Here is an 18,042-nt window from a genome sequence, read left to right as displayed (position 1 = left end):
ATTTTATTACTCTAAAATTTCTGAAATTGCTTTTAACGTTTGTTTTAAATCTAAAATTCCAAATCCTTGGACTATATTGGGAAATACGTAAGTTTCTGGTTTAGTAGCTCCTAACATTAAATATGTTTTTAAAACTTGGGTATACATAGATCTTCTGCTAAATATGCTCTGCTGTGTTATATAGTCCATTAAAATAGCTAATACACCACTCACCATCGAACTACTAACCCCTGTTCCCGTTGCCTTATTATAACTTTGATTAATATATGGTGCTATTATATCAACCCCCGGAGCTACTATATCCGGTTTTATTCTCCATCCATTGACAGGACCTTTTGACGATCCTATCCAAATACTATCTGTTTTATTATTAAATGTACCTATTGTAATTACATTTTCTATAACACCATAAGATGTTATAGTTTCAGTTGATTGAGGATCTAAAAAACGTGTATTTTCAGATATTAAATTTTTATTTGGAAGATAAACATCATAAATTCCATTTATTATAAATTCTGGTTTTAATCTTAAAATCCATACACCTGGTTTTATATCATAAAGATCCATAAATAATTTTTGTGATCCTGTTTCTATCCAAGGATATACAAATTGCATTTCGTAGGATGTATTTTCTAAGTTAAATCTACCTGTATATGCATAGTTATCTGGGGCATAAACTATTTCATAACTTAGCTCTCCTGATGGTGATATTAATAGCGCTCTAACTTTATCCGGTCCAGTAACATATATATATAACTCTAAATTTCGTTGATTTCCAACTTGAATAACTATATCTTGGTAGACATCTGTACTTTGCATAACTCCATGATAATGTATATCTGTATTTGCTTCATTCCCAGCCCCCCCAACTACAATTACGCCTGAGTTGCGTAAATAAGAAAATGTATCTAAAAATGATGCCTCTACAGAAGAAACTGATGCTTTTCCTACAGTCATATTTATTACTATATTCTTTTTTTGGTCCTCTGATTTATATATATCTTCAACAAACTTTATTGCTGCTAAAAAATCAGCCGACTGATAATTTCTTTTTCCATTATCAAATCTATTTTTATATTCTTTTAGTTTAACAACTACAAGTTCACTATCTATTGCTATACCACTATAATTTGAATTTAAAGTTCCTCTACCACAAGCTATACCCGCTGCTATTGTTCCAGTACCAACATTGTCTTCAGTCAATGAAGAGTCATTTTCCGTTATTGCTTTATTTATATCATCTCTAGTAATCTTACTACCAAATAAACATCCATCTGGTGGAGTTCCCTCTTTAGTTTGATCCCATATTGCTAAAATTTTGCTTGTTCCATCCTTAGTCATAAAATCTGGATGCAAATAATCTATTCCAGAATCTATAATCGCAATTATTGTTTTTTTTCCAGTAATATTAAGATATGGATTATTATATATAAAGTCAATTCCTGATGCTGCTGATACTGAGTCGCCACCTTCTATGCCTTCATTTATTTGTATTAATGAACTCATAGGACTAGATCTTTGCCACCAAGATATTACATCTATATTATTTAATTTTTCTTCTCTGAAGGTTAATGGCAAATAAACACTTGCAATTTGACTATTTAAAATTATATATTTATCTATCCCATTAGATTTTAAAGTACTTTCAAGTTCCTCTTTACTACTTTGGTAAACTATGAGATATGCTCTTTCCATATATACACCTCCATTACCTTAACTGGTCAAATACACCCTTTATATTTAGCAAACCATATCCATATCCATAATTTGGATAACTAATATTTACACTTCTTTTAGCTCCTGCTCTTAAATATGTTCTTATTTGTTGTACAAATCCTCTATTCATATATCTTCTATCTACTAAAGTATATTGAAAATAAAGAGCCACTGCACCACATGTATATGCTGCAGCTACAGATGTGCCTGTTATAGTTCCATATTTATTTCCTGGATAAGGTGCTATAATATCAACTCCAGGTGCTACTATAGCTGGCTTTAATGAGCCTTCTACAGTAGGTCCTTTTGATGATTGTGGCCACAGAGTATTATTTTTAGTATCATAAGCGCCAACGCTAATTATATCTTCATATACAGCTGGATAATTTATTGTATTTTGTGAATCTGGATCTCTAAATTTCGTTCCTGGTTTTAAAAAAACTCTATTTTGCAAATACACTTCATATTTTCCATTAGTTATATATTGACCTACTAATCGTAATTTCCAAATTCCTTTAGTTACATTAAGTAATGTAATAGTAGCTTGCTGTTGACCAGAGTATAAAGTTGGATATATATATGTTATTAAATATTCAGTACCTTCTAAATCAAATAGACCTGATATTTCATTATAATTTGATACTTCTAATAATCTACTAACTTCATTAGATGGTGAAACTACACCTACTTTAATTTTATCAGGTCTACTTACTATAACTTGTATTTCTAATAATGGCTCATCTTCTGCTATTTCTATTTCTATTTCTTGAATATCTTCTTTAAATTTCATTTGACCTGATGTATGAGTTTGAGCGTTCCCTTCATTGCCTGTAGCCGCTATAAGGCATACACCTCTTGTAAAAAAAGTTCTTTCTTCTATCACTCTTGAGTTAAGTTGAACCATATTATTAGTTCCCATTGAAATATTTATTACAACAGGTGTTCTTAGTTCTAATGATTTTTGAGTTATATATTCTATAGCAGCATACAACATTGCATTATTATAATAGCCATTAATTTTCCTCATTTTTATAACTATTAATTCTGCATCTTCTGCTACACCTGTATATTCCTTATTTAAATTTCCTAGACCAGCGCAAATACCACTTAGCATTGTTCCACTACCTTCCTCATCTACAGATAAAGTGGCATCACTACTTTGTATAGCTTTATTAATATCTTCTCTTGTGTATTCTGTTCCGATTGCAAATCCATTAGGTGGGTTTCCATCTTTAGATTGATCCCATAAAAATGCTACTTTACTAGTTCTATCTGGATATATAAAATCTTCATGTAAATAATCTATTCCCGAGTCTATTATTGCTATAAATACCCCTTTGCCCGTTATAGATACATTTGGATTATTTTTAAAATAATTAGCACCTATATCTTCTAAGGCCACTGTACCACCTGTAGTTCCCTGCTTTACTTCACTCATTTTTGCCAACCTTGCAAAATACTCTGATCTTTTTATATTGCCAAGTGTTAAAACTTCATCTATATACCATAAGTTTGACGGATTGGTAAATACGATTCCAAAGGTATCAGATATTTTAAAATATTTATATATTGCTTCTAATTTACTAAGTGCTTCTTCTAGTCCTGGGCCATGTATTAAATTAAATCCAACCTGAAGTTGCTCAATTCCCTTTAACAACTGCCTTGCATATTTATAATCTTTTTTTAGTTTGTTTTTTTTTTTCTTTCTATACATTAAATTCTCTTTGTTTATTTTTATTATAATATCTAAATTTGTATATGATATATACATATATCCATATCCTGAGGCATTGCTAGGATATTGAATATTACTTTTTCTTCTAGCCGTTCTAATAAAAAATGCTTTTAGTTTCTGTCCATATAAAGTTTCATCATTTTTTTGTACTATTCCCCATTGAAACATCAAGGCCACAATACCTGTAGCATGAGCTGCTGATATACTAGTTCCACTTAGTGCCTCTCCATCACCACCAGGTAATAGTAAAGTTACACCTTCTCCTGGAGCTAATAAATCTGGTTTGAACATACATCTTTCTATATCTCCTTGACCAGAAAATTCAGAAACTAAATCTGTCTTTGTATTATAGCTTCCTATTGTAAATACTTGCTTTGCGCTTGCAGGAAGAGTTATTGTTAATTTTTTAGTTGGTGATATAAATTTAGTATCTTTGCTCAATCGTTCAACCTCTGATAAATATATATCTATGTTGCCCGTAATAACAGTTATAGGAGAAAAAATTATTTTCCATACGCCAGGCATTATATATTCGTCTGAACTTAATTGTATTATAAGCCTTCTGATCAATTGATCTGGAGGTACTGAGAAGTAAAATCCTTTTATCTTTGTATTATCTATAATATTTTTAATTTCACCTGAGGTTAATGAAATAGGTTTAGTACTTTGGTTTGAAGGACTTACTAAATAAACAGAAAAATTATCTGCAAAATCTGGCCATATGTTTATATTTAATGTTTTTTCATTTTGACCTACAACAAATTCTACTTCTGTTTTACTTATTTTATCTTTAATTGTAATATTCTTATGTCTTCCTTTATTTGCGTTATTTCCAGCTGCAACTATAATATTAGTCTTCCAATAAGAACTCATTTGATTTATATATTGTTCAAATAAAGTCGTACCTGTGTGCGCACCTTCGCTACTTCCATAACTTATATTTAATGCAACAGGCATATTAAGTTCTTTAGATTTTGTTAATATAAATTCTATTGATCTCATAAAATCTGTACTTTTTGCAATTAAACAATCATTATTTTTACCAACTCTTACAACTATTAGATTTGCCTCTGGAGCAATTTCAGCACTTATACCAGCAATATGTGTTCCATGTTTACTAGTTTTCGATATAGGTATTATATTTTTCCCCTCTAGAGATTCATTTATATCATTGTTGTTGTATAAAGTTCCAGCTTTAAATCCTTCAGGGGGATTCCCTTCTATGCACTGATCCCAGTAATAAAGTATTTTTGATTTACCTTCTTTATCTTTAAATTGAGGTAATCTATAGTCAATTCCTGAATCAATTATTCCAAGTATGACCCCACTCCCAGTTAAGTTTGTGTTTTGTTTAAAACTTACTATACCTGTACTTGTGAAACTTTCTATATCTTGTGCATCTAATACAATAGGTGTTTCTATATGTTCAATCTGAGGGTAACTTAATAGCTCACCTAGAGTCTCTTGGGACTTTGCAGTTATAATTGCAAAGTTACATCCTAACAGTTCTACTGATACATTTAACTTTGACTCTAAAACTAATATATCTCCGTGATACTTAACTACAACCTCATACTCTATTTTAATCCTCTCCTCCACATATAAAATATACAGTGCATATATTTTAAATTTATGTTTTAAATATTTATTTTATTTATATCTTCTAAAATTATTCTTGAACTTTAATGAATATTTTTTCTTAAGTATTTTATTTATAAATATTAATTATATGTAGGAAATATTAATATTTTTATTGTATAATACATATATTGATTGAATTTAATATTTTTAATCGATAATCTGAATTGAAAGGGATGTGTTGCGTTGAAGGATAAAAAATTTCATCTAAGTGTTGTTATAACAGTTGTTATATCATATCTTTTAATAAAGGTTATAGATAGCTATGAATACTTCTTTGGAATATTTGGTTTACTTTTATCTCTTTTGACTCCTTTTGTGATTGCATTTGTATTAGCATATATTTTTAATCCTATTGTGAGTTTTTTAGAAGATAAATTAAATATTAAAAGAATTTTTGCTTTACTTATTACATATGGTTTTTTAATTTTACTAATAGGTTCATTTATTTTATTTACAGCACCTATAATAATAAGTAGTATTGCTGATATGGTGAGCCAATTCCCACTGTATGTAGAAAAAACACAATCTTTCTTTATTGATTTAGGTAATAGCTTAAAAAATGTTGATCCTAAGACTTTAAAAGAGGTAGGAGATAAAATTATGTCTGCTATGCCTGAGATAGGTAATTTCCTTATAGGGTATATTGGTCAAATATTTAATACAACATTCTCTATATCTAAATTTATTGTTCAATTTGTTTTAGCGTTTATAATTTGTTTTTATATAATTTTAGAAAAAGAAACGTTCTTTAATTTTTATAAAAAAGTACTTTATATAACATTGGGCGAAAAATATGCAAAATTAACTTTAGATGTAGGTCATACTCTAAATACTAATATAGGTAAATACTTTACTGGGAAGATATTAGACTCATTTATTGTTGGTTTATTATCTGCTATAGGTCTTTATTTCTTAAAGTCTAAGTATGCTTTATTATTTGGTACTTTAATTGGTATTATGAATTTAATACCATACTTTGGACCAGTAATAGGTATGACACCTGTAGTTATAATAAACTCATTCTATGACCCTAAAATCGCATTATTCTCACTTGTTTATCTACTTTTAGTTCAACAATTAGAAGTTGCTGTAATTGAACCTAAGATAGTAGGGGGACAATTAGGACTTAGTCCATTTTTAACAATACTTGCAGTTACTGTAGGTGGTGGATTCTTTGGTATTCCAGGTATGATTTTATCAGTTCCTATAATGGGTGTTGTAAAAATATATCTTGGTGAATACATAGAATTTAAGCATAAAAATATGAACTTTGAAATTGATTAATATTAATTATATAAAAAGTCTTCTACATTATAGTTTAATTAGAAGGCTTTTTACGTTTATAAATTTTTATTTTAATAACAAATCCTTACGTATTTTAATCTATTAAGTAATCTCTATGCTTCATATCACCAATGATTTCATTAATTGCTTAAAATATTATTTCTTAATACAATGCCTAATCCCTATCATTTATTTACGAAAAGCTCATTGATATAAATAATGTTAATTCACTTATCTATATTTGTAAAGTAATCATAATTTTCTTATACTAAAAAATATTCTTTTATTGTTATAATTTTGAACTATTTTGTTAATATTTAAGATTAGATACTATTAAATTTATAACTAAGTTTTAGTTAAAAATTTAGTATCTAACTATAAATATTAAGGATGTGTATTATGAAAAGAAAACTTATATTTCCAGTACTACTACTTACATGTACATGCTTAGCTATGCCAATTTCTCAAACAGCATTTGCATCACAACATAAATATAATAAAATTAAGCATACAAAATCTGTTTCACACAAACAATTGACTAAAGAAGAGGCTGAAAAACTTCTTTTAGAATATAATAATAAAGTAAAATACATATATCAAGGAGATGCTAACCAATTTAAAGCATTAAAAGAAAAAAATCTTCAAGGCTATGTTTTCTTACCAGATGTTGATACTGATATAGGATACTTTGTAGATAAAAATACATGTAGTATTTACTTCTTCCATCCTAGTGGATATCTTGAACTAGTTGGAGAAACTAAAAATAACTAAATTTTTGCTTAATTTACTTTCAAAAGTATAAAGTCAAATAATAGTCTATCCGTATAAATTTAATAAGTATTCTAATTTAAATCTTTTTAAATTATAGTACCAGACCTATATATTTATCAAGTTAAAAGGGGGAAATAAATTTATGGTCAATTCTGATGTTGGATCCATTGACGTTGACTCGGATACGCTTAAGAGATATGACTTACAAAATCATTTAGGGGAAATGTTTTTAAAATTCGGATTAACTCGAGAAGTTCTTCTTGTTAGTCAAAAACTTGATGAACTAATCTTGAAAGAACAGATCGATTTGTTTAATAAATAAGGAATGACTTATAAGCCATTCCTTTAATTTATTTTATAATATTATCTATTGCCTGCTTTATATCTACAGCTGGCTTGTCTTCAACTTTTACAACTTCACCTTCCCATGTTCTTATCATTATATAATCTGTGCCTTTTGATATTAAATATTGTGGTAACAGTGGAGTTTTTCCTTTTCCTTTAGGTGCATTTATTATATAAGTTGGTATCGCCATACCTGATGTATAACCTCTTAAATATTCCATTATTTCAAGTCCTGCATCTACCGATGTATTAAAATGAGTCGTTCCTCTTACATGTTTGCTATGGAATATATAATATGGTCTTACTCTTATTTTTAATAATTCATGGTTTAAGCATCTCATAACATATTTATCATTATTTACACCATTTAAAAGTACAGCTTGATTTCCTAATGGAACTCCATTGTTAGCTAACTTTTCACAAGCGTTTTTAGTTTCTTCGGTTACTTCCATTGGATGATTAAAGTGTGTATTTATATATATAGGATGATACTTTTTAATCATTTCACAGAATTCATCTGTTATTCTTTGAGGCATTGTAACTAAAGTTCTACTACCCAATCTTATATAATCAACATGATTTATACTTCTTAGTTCACTAATTATCCACTCTAACATTTCATCATTTAATGTTAATGGGTCTCCCCCAGTTACAAGTACATCTCTTATTTCCTCGTTGTTTCTAACATAATCGATTGACTCTTGTATAACTTTTTTTGTTCTATGACAATCTTCTTGTCCGATATTTCTTCTTCGTTGGCAATGTCTACAATACATCGCGCATTCATTTGTAACATTTATTATTAATCTATCTGGATACCTTCTTGTAATGCTTCCTGCTGGATTTGTAAATTCTTCTCCCATTGGATCTAAATCTTCGATTGAATCATCTAATTCTATATATGATGGTATTGACATTAGCTTTATTGGATCATATGAGTCGTCTGAATCAATTAAGCTTAAATAGTATGGTGATATTGCCCATCTAAATTGACTTTGTACTTTTCTTATTTGCTCTATTTCTTTTTCTGTTAAATTAAGTATTTTTGACAATGTATCTACCTCTGTTATTCTATTTGATAATTGCCATTTATAGTTACTCCAGTCTTCTTCTGTTGCACCTAATATACTTAATATATGTTGTTTTCTTTTATTAATTTCATCTTGCTTTTCTATTCCTTTTGAAATTGATGACTTTATTTTAGTATAATCTTCAATTCTTGATTTAAGTTCTTTTGCCCTTTGTAATGATATTTCTTTTTGCTTGTTCATAAGTCACTTTAATACTAAGAATTTTCTTAGTATTTCCCCCTCTCCTTATGCAGTATTTTTATTTAGATATGTTCTAAAATTAGAATATATTTATTCGTTACTGAATACAATCTTGCAAATTCATTTTATATTAAAATATATAATAACATATAAAGTGTCATTTTTCAATGCTTATATACGTTTTTTACTATTAATTTCTTAATATTAGATGTTTAATAAAATTTATTAAACCAATATTTTATCATTTATTTTAATATTTTAAAAAATAAAAAGAGCATATATGCAATTTAACATATATACTCTTTCTTAATCTTAAGTATTTTCTTCTATTTTCTTGCTTAACCTAGCCATCATATTTTTAGAGAAATTAGATATATCTTCTGGTATACACGTATACGTTGAAAGTACTGTGTAGATTTCCAAAGCTCTTTTATAGTCTTTCTTTCCTGTGTATGCTTTATAAGCTTCTTCAGCTAAGTCTTTACATGCTAGATTTATTTTTTCATATCTTCGTCTCAATATAACATCTCCCCTAAAATACAGTATATATATACTTATATGTGTATATATACTACTTTATTACTCTATTGGAGTGTCCTCAGCTGGTTTGTTTTCTTCTTCTCCACCAGAATTATCTTCATTTGAATCAAATTTAATATTTACAATATTACTTTTTCCTGAGTATTTATCATCCTTATTAGCTCTTACATAGAATTCTAAGTCTACACTTGAGTCGCTAAGATTCATAGTATACTCATTTGATCCAATATTACTTTCAAGTAATTCATATCCACTGTTACCTAATAAGTTATTTTTTACAAATATACTATATTGAGCTCCTTCAATTCCTATATCATCCCAAGTAAACCTTGCAACTTTATTTTCTTTATCTACGTAAACAGATAAATTTTTGACTGATAAATTTTGTATATCAGTTTGTTGCGGCTTAATGCTTATTATATTACTTGGTCCTGTTGTAAAGTCTTTAGATTTACCAACAACATATATATTAATATCTGGAAGCTCTCCATTTACTAAATCTACTTCTATAGTCGTTGATACCTTTTTATTAGTTTTAATGTTATCTTCTTTTATTTTTACATTTTTTACTATTTTGTAATTACTTTCTTCCAATGAGTTATTTTTCAGATATACGTCATAATCAAATATTCCGTCTAAATAATCCCATTCCAGGAATATTCTCAATTTATTTCCTACTATTTGGTGACTATGTCTTAAGTTTTTAATTTTATTATCTGATGAAATTTTATTGGTTACTTTTATAGTAACTACTTTCTCTTTATTGTCACAAGTTATTTTAACTTTTTCTTTTCCAGATCGTATACCTTGAATTGTTCCATTTCTCTCATCTAAAGCGATGCTTCTTTCTACAGATAACTTTCTACCTAATAATTGATATTCAACTTTCGGTGGCTTTAGCCCTTTGGGGCTTGTTATAATACTAGGATTTAACTGTTTACTTTCTCCTATTCCTATTTCTATAGTATCTTCTATATCAATATGAGCTACTTTTGCACGTATATTATAACGTAATTTTTCTTCTTTATCTTGTGCCTTTACAGTTACAGTTGCTCTTCCAACACCTACCGCTTCTAATTTATTCCCACTTATTTTCACCACATTTTCATCAGAACTTTCGTATGTTGCTTTTTCCTTTTCTTTAAATCTATTATAATCAACCTCTATAACTGTATTTATTTTGGATTTATCTCCTACATATACCAAGCTGTTTTCAGGCTCTACTAATAGTTTTTGTACTTTAGGGTTTACAACTTTTATATTTACTTTTCTCAATGCTCTTGAATTTTTCATTATAGCAATTGAAGATGTTCCCTCTTTAAGCGCTACAAGCTTATTACCTTCTTTTATTTTAGTTACTTTCTTATTATCTAATACATTAAACCAAATATTAGGTTTTTTAGCATATGTAGGTATATAAATATAATCTCCACTAGATAAAGTTACCTCTTCATTTAGTTTCATTACAAATTGGTCTATATCCTCAACATAATCGCCTTTAGAAATCTTTAACTCTACTCCCCTAACCATAGGCCGTAAAATCCCAAATTTAAAAAGGTAATACTGAGTTATGATTAGTATTGGTATAGATATTATTATAAAAAGCTTAATTTGCTTTTTATCTGGTGTAAATCTCATCTAATCACATCCTTTTATGACTATTCGTTTTACCTTTAATTTAATTCCTTATTTTTATATAAATATCCTCCAAATTAACTAGCTTAATTTTAGACATTTTAATAAAAAATATTTTAAATTTCATTATAAATATTTATACTAGTTGATTTTAATTGCATGAATTTTTATAAAAGTAAATCTATTTATTTTTTCATTTAGATTATACTCAAAACCCATAGAATCTAATCATTAGCTTTATTATATAGAAATAACTATAAAAATAAAACCTCTCTTTTATTTTTATAAAAGAATTTTCAATGAAATTTTTGACAATCAATTAATCTTATTTTCTAACAATTATTTACAATTAATAACATTTTCATTTTAACATAAATCATTATTTTATTTAATGATAATTATTTATTATATCAATTTTACCAATTGTAGGTAAAGTATTATACTTAAATCAAGATAGATATATTAATATTTTGATTTTTAAATTTAGTACTGTATTTATTATATTTTTACAATTTACGGTAAATAATATAATAGTATAGCAAAACTTTAATGAGGTGGAAAAATGGATAAATTTAAAGAATTATTATTAAACGAGTTCCCTAACTTCAAAGAACAATCTTTGAAATTACTAAATGGCGAAATAAATAAAATGGCATATAAAGGCTTTTCTGGCGGATATGGAGTTTATGCACAAAGAGATTTAAAATCATTTATGATAAGACTTAGGGTGTCTGCAGGTGTTTTATCTAAATCTCAACTTAATAAAATATATAAAATGGCTCTTAATCATAAACTTGAAAAAATACACTTAACAACAAGACAGGCAATACAACTTCATGACCTTTCTATAGATTCTATAGTAGATGTTATGGAAGAAGGAATAAAAAATGATATATTTACTAGAGGTGGCGGTGGAAACTTCCCTAGAAATGTAGGATTATCTCCACTTTCAGGTGTTGATCCTAAGGAAGTATTTGATGTAACACCTTATGCAATTGCTACTGATAAATATTTTATAAAAAATTCTACTACATATCATTTACCTAGAAAATTAAAAGTTTCTTATTCTAGTAGCTATACTGATGCAGCTCATTGTAGTATACAAGATTTAGGTTTTGTTGCAACAATGAAGGATAATGAACCATACTTTAGAGTTTTCTTAGGTGGTGGTTTAGGTAAAAATCCTAAAGTAGCTTTAGAACTTGATGAAGTTATAAAACCTAAAGATGCACTTTATTGCGTTCAAGGTATGATAGAGTTATTTATGGCTGAAGGAAACTATGAAAATAAGAACAAAGCTAGAGTTAGATATATGGTAGAAAAACTTGGTGAAGAAGAATTCTTAGAAAAATTCAAAGAATACTGTGCCAAAGTTAAAGAAAAAGATGGTTTATGCCTAAATGTTGATCCAATTGATTATTCTAAACCAGGATGTAAAATTGATTTATGTGATCCTAGGTTAATTCCTCAAAAGCAAGATGGTTTATATACAGTTTATATACACCCAATAGGAGGCCAGTTATATCTTAAAGATTTAAAAGTTTTACTTAATGAATTAGATAAAGTTAAAAATCCTATGATAAGACTTGGGATGACTGAAGGATTATATATATTAAACTTAGATGGAAATGAAGCTAAAAGAATGCTTGAAGTTAGTAAAACTATGACTTGTAACTCTCATTTAGAGCAAAGTGTATCTTGTATAGGTGTTCCTATATGCCAAATGGGTATACAAAACAGTCAAAAAATGCTAAACGAAATAATAGATTACTTTAGATCTCAAAATAATGAGGATATTCTAAATAGAGCGCCTAAACTTCACATCTCTGGATGTCCAAATTCATGTGGAGTACATCAAGTAAGTAGCATAGGTCTATGTGGTAAAAAGAAAAACATAGATGGTGTATCAACTGATGCATTTGAGCTTACTGTTGGTGGTAGCTTTGAAATTGGAAAAACTAAATTAGGTAAATCATTAGGTGATTTTAAAGCTAGTGATTTACCTGAAGTTCTTTATAAAATATGTGAAGTAGCCCCAAAAGATTTTTATGACTGGGCTAACTCATGTCCAAAAGAACTAAATGAAATAATAGATAAATATAAAATATAACTTGTTATATACTAAAAAATGCTAATACTCAAATAAGTATTAGCATTTTTCAATCTAAAGTAAATTTATAGTTAAGGTTTATATATAAATAAATTGTGATATATTTAATTTCTTATAAAAAAGAGTTATCTCCATTTTTTAATTAATCCTAAGAATAACTCTTTTTATGTATTATCTATCTTTTACATCAACATTATATTTTTCTACTAAGTTATCTACAACATTATTTTGTTTTTCATAAGATAATTTAGTTATTAAATCATTTTTTATAGTATCAAAATCTTCTTGTTTTTCATCAGTCTTTTTGATTATATGATATCCAAATTGACTTTCTATAACATCTTTGCTAACCTCTCCTACTTTAAGTGAAAATGCTGCTTTTTCAAAAGGTTCTACCATTTGTCCTTTTCCAAAGAAATCTAAATCTCCACCATTTTCAGCACTTGAATCTTGAGAGTAGTTTTTAGCTAACTCAGCAAAATCTTCACCACTTTGAGCTTTCTTTAATATTTCTTCGGCTTTTTCTTTATTCTTTTTCTTTTGATCTGCACTTACTTCTTTACCATCTGAGCCTGTATTTTGTATTAATATATGAGATGCTCTTACTTTTAAGAACTCGTCCTTATTTTTATCATAGTAATTTTTAGCTTCTTTTTCTGATACTTCTGAAGCTTTTTTCATATATTTCATTGCTATTACTTCTTTTTCCACATCTTTTCTAACATCTTCTTTAGTAAGCTTAAATTGTTTTAAGTAATCTTCTTCTGATAATCCGAATTGTTGTGTTATGCTCGACATTAAATTAGTATATTCAGAATCAACCTCTTCTTTAGTAGCTGTCATTTTTTCACTCTTACCTTCTAAATATAACACCTCTGTTGTAGTCATATAATCAATCATACTTTCTTCATAAGCTTTTACTTGATCACTTGCCATTTCAGTTTTTCCGTTTAAATAGAATAAAGGCTGCATTCTACCGCTAAGTTCTTTCTCTGTTATTTTTGTATCTCCTACAGTAGCTATTACCTTACTACCATAGCTTTTATGTGTCGCCGGCAATTTTCTTCCTGTATCTTTACCGACCGTATATCCTGCTCCTAAGCATAATACTCCAACTATAGCCCCTATAACTATTGCTTTAGTACTTTTATTATCTTTTTTTAATTCTTTCGATTCAATATTTTCAGTTTCTTTCATTACTTCTTCTGTATCATTTTCATGAACATTATTAACCTCTTCTTGGTTTATTTTCACTTCTTCTTCATTATTTGGCTTTAAGTTTTTTTCTTCTGACATTTATGCCTCCTTAATATTTTATTTATTATTACATTATAATAATTTTACATTATATTTATTTTAAATGTGTGAAAGCTAAGTGAAAGTGCTATGAATTTACTATGAATTTAAATATTTCTTAAACTATATCTTATTTCATATCTTCCAACTTTAGTATCTTTATTTTTAAGCATGTCCACTACTTGACTTTTTTCTTTTTTGATATAGTCCGCGCATTCATCTAAAGACTTAAATATTTCTATTACTTCCCCTTTTTTATCTACAAGTTCTATTTTCTTTTTTCCTCCCCTTTTAATTATAGACTTATATTTTCTAAAGTAATCATCATATTCTTCATCTATACATTCAAATGTATAATGCATTTTAACAGGTTCTAATTTTTCACTACATAAAATATCTTCTCTTTGATCTTCAGATATTTTGGCTGTAAATATTTTATTATTTAAACACGTAAGTATTTGTGAAGGTGTTTTGTTGCTGTCTAAATAGTTTATATAATCTAATTCATCTAGGTTTAGAGACTTTACTAAATACTTTATTGCATCTCCAAAATAATCTGTAAATCCATATTTTAAATTTTCTTGTATGTACTCTTCTGGGATTTTTAATTTTTTGCTGCATTCTTTATGAGTATTAAAAATTTGTTCTTCTTTAGTATATACATCTATTACTTTAATAGATTTTCCTCGTTTTATTTTTATATCTTTTATGTAATCTAAATCTTCTTTAGTAAATTCTTCTATTACTTTTACTTCTTCAATTTTTTCTATGTAGTTTATATCTGCTTCAGATTTTTGAATGGTTATTGCAATTTCAGCATTAGCATTATAGTCTATGTTTTCAATTATATCTTCTTTACATTTAATGCTATTTTGATCTAATATTTTACTTTGTGATACATTATTACTAACTGTTATTTTATTATCATTTTTTTCTTCTTTTATATTATTTACCAATAATTCCTGCGAAACATTATTATTTATTTCTTCATACTCATATTCTTTATTTGACTCTTTTTTTTCATAATCCTCTTCTAATGATACAATGTCTAGATCATTTGTATCATTAGAATTACACTCTTCATTTAATTTATCTTGTGCGTTTTCTGATTGTTGATTTCCTATGATATTTTTATCGTTCGAATCTTTTATATTAGTATTTTCAATACTATTATCACTTTCCTCTGCTACATCTTTTTGATTTAATATTACTTCATCATTTTTATTTTCTTTAATTGGTTCTTTCGTATCTTTATTTTGTTCTACGAAACTTTTTACACGGTTAAAAAAATTTTTTATCAATATACATTCTCCTCCCTAAAACTAGTCAATCTTAAAATGATTTTGAGTATTATGTCCTATATTATATTACTAAAATCTCCTCTATTAGTAAACTGATTCCATGTTTTTAATTTAAAACTATTTTGTAAATCTATTTATTTACTTTTTATTTATTTAAAATATGTGGTTAGAGTCTTATTCTTTGTCAAATAATAAACTATACTTTTTATTTATTTTAATAATGGTATACTATTTTTAAATGAATAGCATCCATTTTTTAGCACCTGGTGTTATTACCTATCTATATTTTTTTATATTTATTTGTTATAATTAAATAAATATAATTTACTATGTGCTAAAGAAAAATCTTGTTCTAAAATTTTAAAATAGAATTTTGTTGAAATCCAGTTTTTAAAAATAATTATCCTTAAATAGATAATTTATAATATTTTAGCATTATAAAAAAATTTGACGTAAAGGTGGTAGTTTATGTTTGATAACTTAATTGAAGCTAATAAATGTATTGTTTGTAAGAATGCTAGATGTCAAAAAAATTGTCCTATAGACACTCCTATTCCACAAATAATAAGTTTATATAAAGAAGGTAAATATGAAGAGGCCGGAAAAATTTTATTTGAAAATAACCCCCTATCTGCTATATGTGCAATAGTTTGTCCTCATGAAAATCAATGTAAAGGTAACTGTATAAAAGGTATAAAGGGAGAACCTGTTCGTTTCCATGATATAGAATATGAAATATCTACTAAATATCTAGAAAATATTAAACTAGAAAAGCCTAAGCAAAATGGAGTTAAGGTTGCTGTAGTTGGATCAGGTCCTGCTGGTATAACAGTTGCACTAAACTTAGCTCTTAGAGGTTATAGTGTTACTATATTTGAAAAAAATGAAAGAATTGGTGGTATTTTAACATATGGTATACCTGCATTTAGATTACCTAGATTTAACATTAATCTATTAGAAAAAAGATTAAAGGAGCTTGGTGTTAAAATTAAATTCAATGCTTTAATTGGGCCAGTTGTTACTTTAAGCAAATTATTTGAAGATGGTTATAAGTCTATATTTATAGGTACTGGAGTATGGAATCCAAGAAGATTAGATATAAAAGGGGAAACTTTTGGTCATGTTCATTATGCTATTGATTATTTAAGAAGCCCTAATAGATATGACCTAGGAAATAAAGTTGTTGTAATAGGTGCTGGTAATGTAGCTATGGATGCAGCTAGAAGTGCTAAGTATTTTGGTGCGAATGAAGTTTATGTAGCTTATAGAAGAGGCTTTAAAAATATGACCGCTACTAAACATGAAATTTCTGAAGCTAAAGAAGAAGGTGTTTTATTTAAAACATTCAAAGCACCATCTGAAATAGTAGATGACGGTATAATTTTTGAAGATACTAAATTAATAGAAAATGAAGATGGTACTACGTCATTAGTTACAGTTGAAGATAGTAAAGAATTATTCGAATGTGATAGTATATTAATTGCTGTTAGTCAAAGTCCTAAAAATACCATTGTTATTAATAATAAAGGTCTTGATGTAAAAAAAGGTGGTCTTTTATTAACAGACGAGGCTGGTCTTACTACAAGAGAAGGTGTATATGCTTGTGGTGATGTAACAAATGGTGCTAAAACTGTTATACAAGCTGTAGTTGATGCTAAAAATGTCTGTGATTCAATGGATAAGTACTTGCAACAATTTATATATATTTTGAAATAAATAAAAATCCTATAGAATAGACTTTTTATTGTCTATTCTATAGGATACATTTTAATCTTCTATTCTAAAAGGATTTTTTGTTTATTTAAATGTTAGCTTTTTATTAGTTGAATTTAGTTTTTTATATATAAATGGTATCATTATTATAGTTCCAACTAAAGCATCTATCATATCTATCATAGTATCAACTAACCCTCCAGCTTGAGTGTGCATACCTAAGAATTTATCAATAAAAAACTCAGATATCTCCCATAAACTTGCAACGCCCATACTAAACATAAAAACATAAATAATTATAAAGTATTTATTTATATTTTTAAGATCATTGTCACTATGGAAGAATGTAATTATAGAAAATGCTATACTAGATGTTATAAGACCTGACCATAGATGTAAAAAATCATCATAATGATTTATATCATAAAATCCATAGCATGATCCTAAAAGAGATGATATCATCACAAATAGTGCACTTACTATATACAAATTATTATCAATTAGTCTAGTAAACTTTTTATGAACAAAATATAAAATTATAGTTCCTACTGTACAAATAGAAGCAATTAATATATTCATAGTATTTTTATCTTTTACAAAAATAGCTATAGACCATAAATATATTATCAATAATAAAATAGTAATGTATTTTGTTGTATTTTTATTTCCCATACTAATCTCCCA

At 27.3% G+C, this 18,042-nt stretch carries 12 protein-coding genes; 4 read left to right on the top strand and 8 right to left on the bottom strand.

The features are described from left to right. Positions 1–6: 6 nt before the first annotated feature. Together cspC and cspBA are read right to left on the bottom strand one after the other, a co-directional pair. Positions 7–1,695 (bottom strand): bile acid germinant receptor pseudoprotease CspC, encoded by a 1,689-nt coding sequence (cspC, locus tag NWE74_RS17420; protein WP_258244238.1) that lies wholly within the window; start codon positions 1,693–1,695, stop codon positions 7–9. Positions 1,696–1,708: 13 nt separating this feature from the next. Next, entirely contained in the window at positions 1,709–5,050 is a 3,342-nt protein-coding gene (gene cspBA, locus NWE74_RS17415; protein WP_258244237.1) for a bifunctional germination protease/germinant receptor pseudoprotease CspBA, read from the bottom strand. Positions 5,051–5,275: 225 nt separating this feature from the next. Here cspBA and NWE74_RS17410 point away from each other — a divergent pair, with 225 nt between their 5' ends. Together NWE74_RS17410 and NWE74_RS17405 are read left to right on the top strand one after the other, a co-directional pair. Next, positions 5,276–6,376: an AI-2E family transporter gene (locus tag NWE74_RS17410; protein WP_258244236.1), complete on the top strand. Its 1,101-nt coding sequence runs from the start codon at positions 5,276–5,278 to the stop codon at positions 6,374–6,376. Between the two features lie 399 nt (positions 6,377–6,775). Next, on the top strand, positions 6,776–7,147 hold the full coding sequence (locus tag NWE74_RS17405; protein ID WP_258244235.1) for a hypothetical protein: 372 nt from the start codon (positions 6,776–6,778) through the stop codon (positions 7,145–7,147). Positions 7,148–7,497: 350 nt separating this feature from the next. Here the strand turns inward: NWE74_RS17405 and eam are convergent, their stop codons facing one another. The 3 genes from eam to NWE74_RS17390 form a co-directional block, all read right to left on the bottom strand. Beyond that, on the bottom strand, positions 7,498–8,763 hold the full coding sequence (eam, locus tag NWE74_RS17400; RefSeq protein ID WP_258244234.1) for a glutamate 2,3-aminomutase: 1,266 nt from the start codon (positions 8,761–8,763) through the stop codon (positions 7,498–7,500). Positions 8,764–9,075: 312 nt separating this feature from the next. Continuing rightward, positions 9,076–9,282 carry a hypothetical protein gene (locus NWE74_RS17395; protein ID WP_258244233.1) on the bottom strand — a complete coding sequence of 69 codons (207 nt, stop codon included), beginning with the start codon at positions 9,280–9,282 and terminating at the stop codon, positions 9,076–9,078. A gap of 60 nt (positions 9,283–9,342) precedes the next feature. Continuing rightward, a complete protein-coding gene (locus NWE74_RS17390) occupies positions 9,343–10,941 on the bottom strand; it encodes a hypothetical protein (protein WP_258244232.1) in 1,599 nt (532 codons plus the stop codon). A 559-nt stretch (positions 10,942–11,500) separates the two neighbouring features. On the opposite strand from NWE74_RS17390, the gene NWE74_RS17385 reads away from it, so the two are divergent. After that, positions 11,501–13,048 (top strand): nitrite/sulfite reductase, encoded by a 1,548-nt coding sequence (locus tag NWE74_RS17385; protein ID WP_258244231.1) that lies wholly within the window; start codon positions 11,501–11,503, stop codon positions 13,046–13,048. A gap of 171 nt (positions 13,049–13,219) precedes the next feature. Here the strand turns inward: NWE74_RS17385 and NWE74_RS17380 are convergent, their stop codons facing one another. Then, positions 13,220–14,344 carry a peptidylprolyl isomerase gene (locus NWE74_RS17380; RefSeq protein WP_258244230.1) on the bottom strand — a complete coding sequence of 375 codons (1,125 nt, stop codon included), beginning with the start codon at positions 14,342–14,344 and terminating at the stop codon, positions 13,220–13,222. A gap of 107 nt (positions 14,345–14,451) precedes the next feature. Beyond that, the gene (locus NWE74_RS17375; RefSeq protein WP_258244229.1) at positions 14,452–15,645 is read right to left on the bottom strand and encodes a hypothetical protein; all 1,194 of its coding nucleotides are present in this window, start codon (positions 15,643–15,645) and stop codon (positions 14,452–14,454) included. Between the two features lie 468 nt (positions 15,646–16,113). On the opposite strand from NWE74_RS17375, the gene NWE74_RS17370 reads away from it, so the two are divergent. Then, positions 16,114–17,361 carry an NAD(P)-dependent oxidoreductase gene (locus tag NWE74_RS17370; protein WP_258244228.1) on the top strand — a complete coding sequence of 416 codons (1,248 nt, stop codon included), beginning with the start codon at positions 16,114–16,116 and terminating at the stop codon, positions 17,359–17,361. 81 nt (positions 17,362–17,442) lie between these two features. Here the strand turns inward: NWE74_RS17370 and NWE74_RS17365 are convergent, their stop codons facing one another. Then, positions 17,443–18,030 carry a hypothetical protein gene (locus NWE74_RS17365; RefSeq protein WP_258244227.1) on the bottom strand — a complete coding sequence of 196 codons (588 nt, stop codon included), beginning with the start codon at positions 18,028–18,030 and terminating at the stop codon, positions 17,443–17,445. Between the last annotated feature and the right edge of the window lie 12 nt (positions 18,031–18,042).

Origin of the sequence: Romboutsia lituseburensis (assembly GCF_024723825.1) — a bacterium.
GTDB lineage: Bacteria > Bacillota > Clostridia > Peptostreptococcales > Peptostreptococcaceae > Romboutsia_F > Romboutsia_F lituseburensis_A.
The sequence above is the reverse complement of the archived record's forward strand: the minus strand, read 5'-3'. Positions and strand labels throughout refer to the sequence as shown.

Bases quoted from the DNA above. Each gene is read 5' to 3' on its own strand.
- NWE74_RS17405 (WP_258244235.1), top strand. From the start codon at position 6,776: ATGAAAAGAAAACTTATATTTCCAGTACTACTACTTACATGTACATGC.
- cspC (WP_258244238.1), bottom strand. From the start codon at position 1,695: ATGGAAAGAGCATATCTCATAGTTTACCAAAGTAGTAAAGAGGAACTT.
- eam (WP_258244234.1), bottom strand. From the start codon at position 8,763: ATGAACAAGCAAAAAGAAATATCATTACAAAGGGCAAAAGAACTTAAA.
- NWE74_RS17370 (WP_258244228.1), top strand. From the start codon at position 16,114: ATGTTTGATAACTTAATTGAAGCTAATAAATGTATTGTTTGTAAGAAT.
- NWE74_RS17365 (WP_258244227.1), bottom strand. From the start codon at position 18,030: ATGGGAAATAAAAATACAACAAAATACATTACTATTTTATTATTGATA.
- NWE74_RS17385 (WP_258244231.1), top strand. From the start codon at position 11,501: ATGGATAAATTTAAAGAATTATTATTAAACGAGTTCCCTAACTTCAAA.
- NWE74_RS17390 (WP_258244232.1), bottom strand. From the start codon at position 10,941: ATGAGATTTACACCAGATAAAAAGCAAATTAAGCTTTTTATAATAATA.
- NWE74_RS17380 (WP_258244230.1), bottom strand. From the start codon at position 14,344: ATGTCAGAAGAAAAAAACTTAAAGCCAAATAATGAAGAAGAAGTGAAA.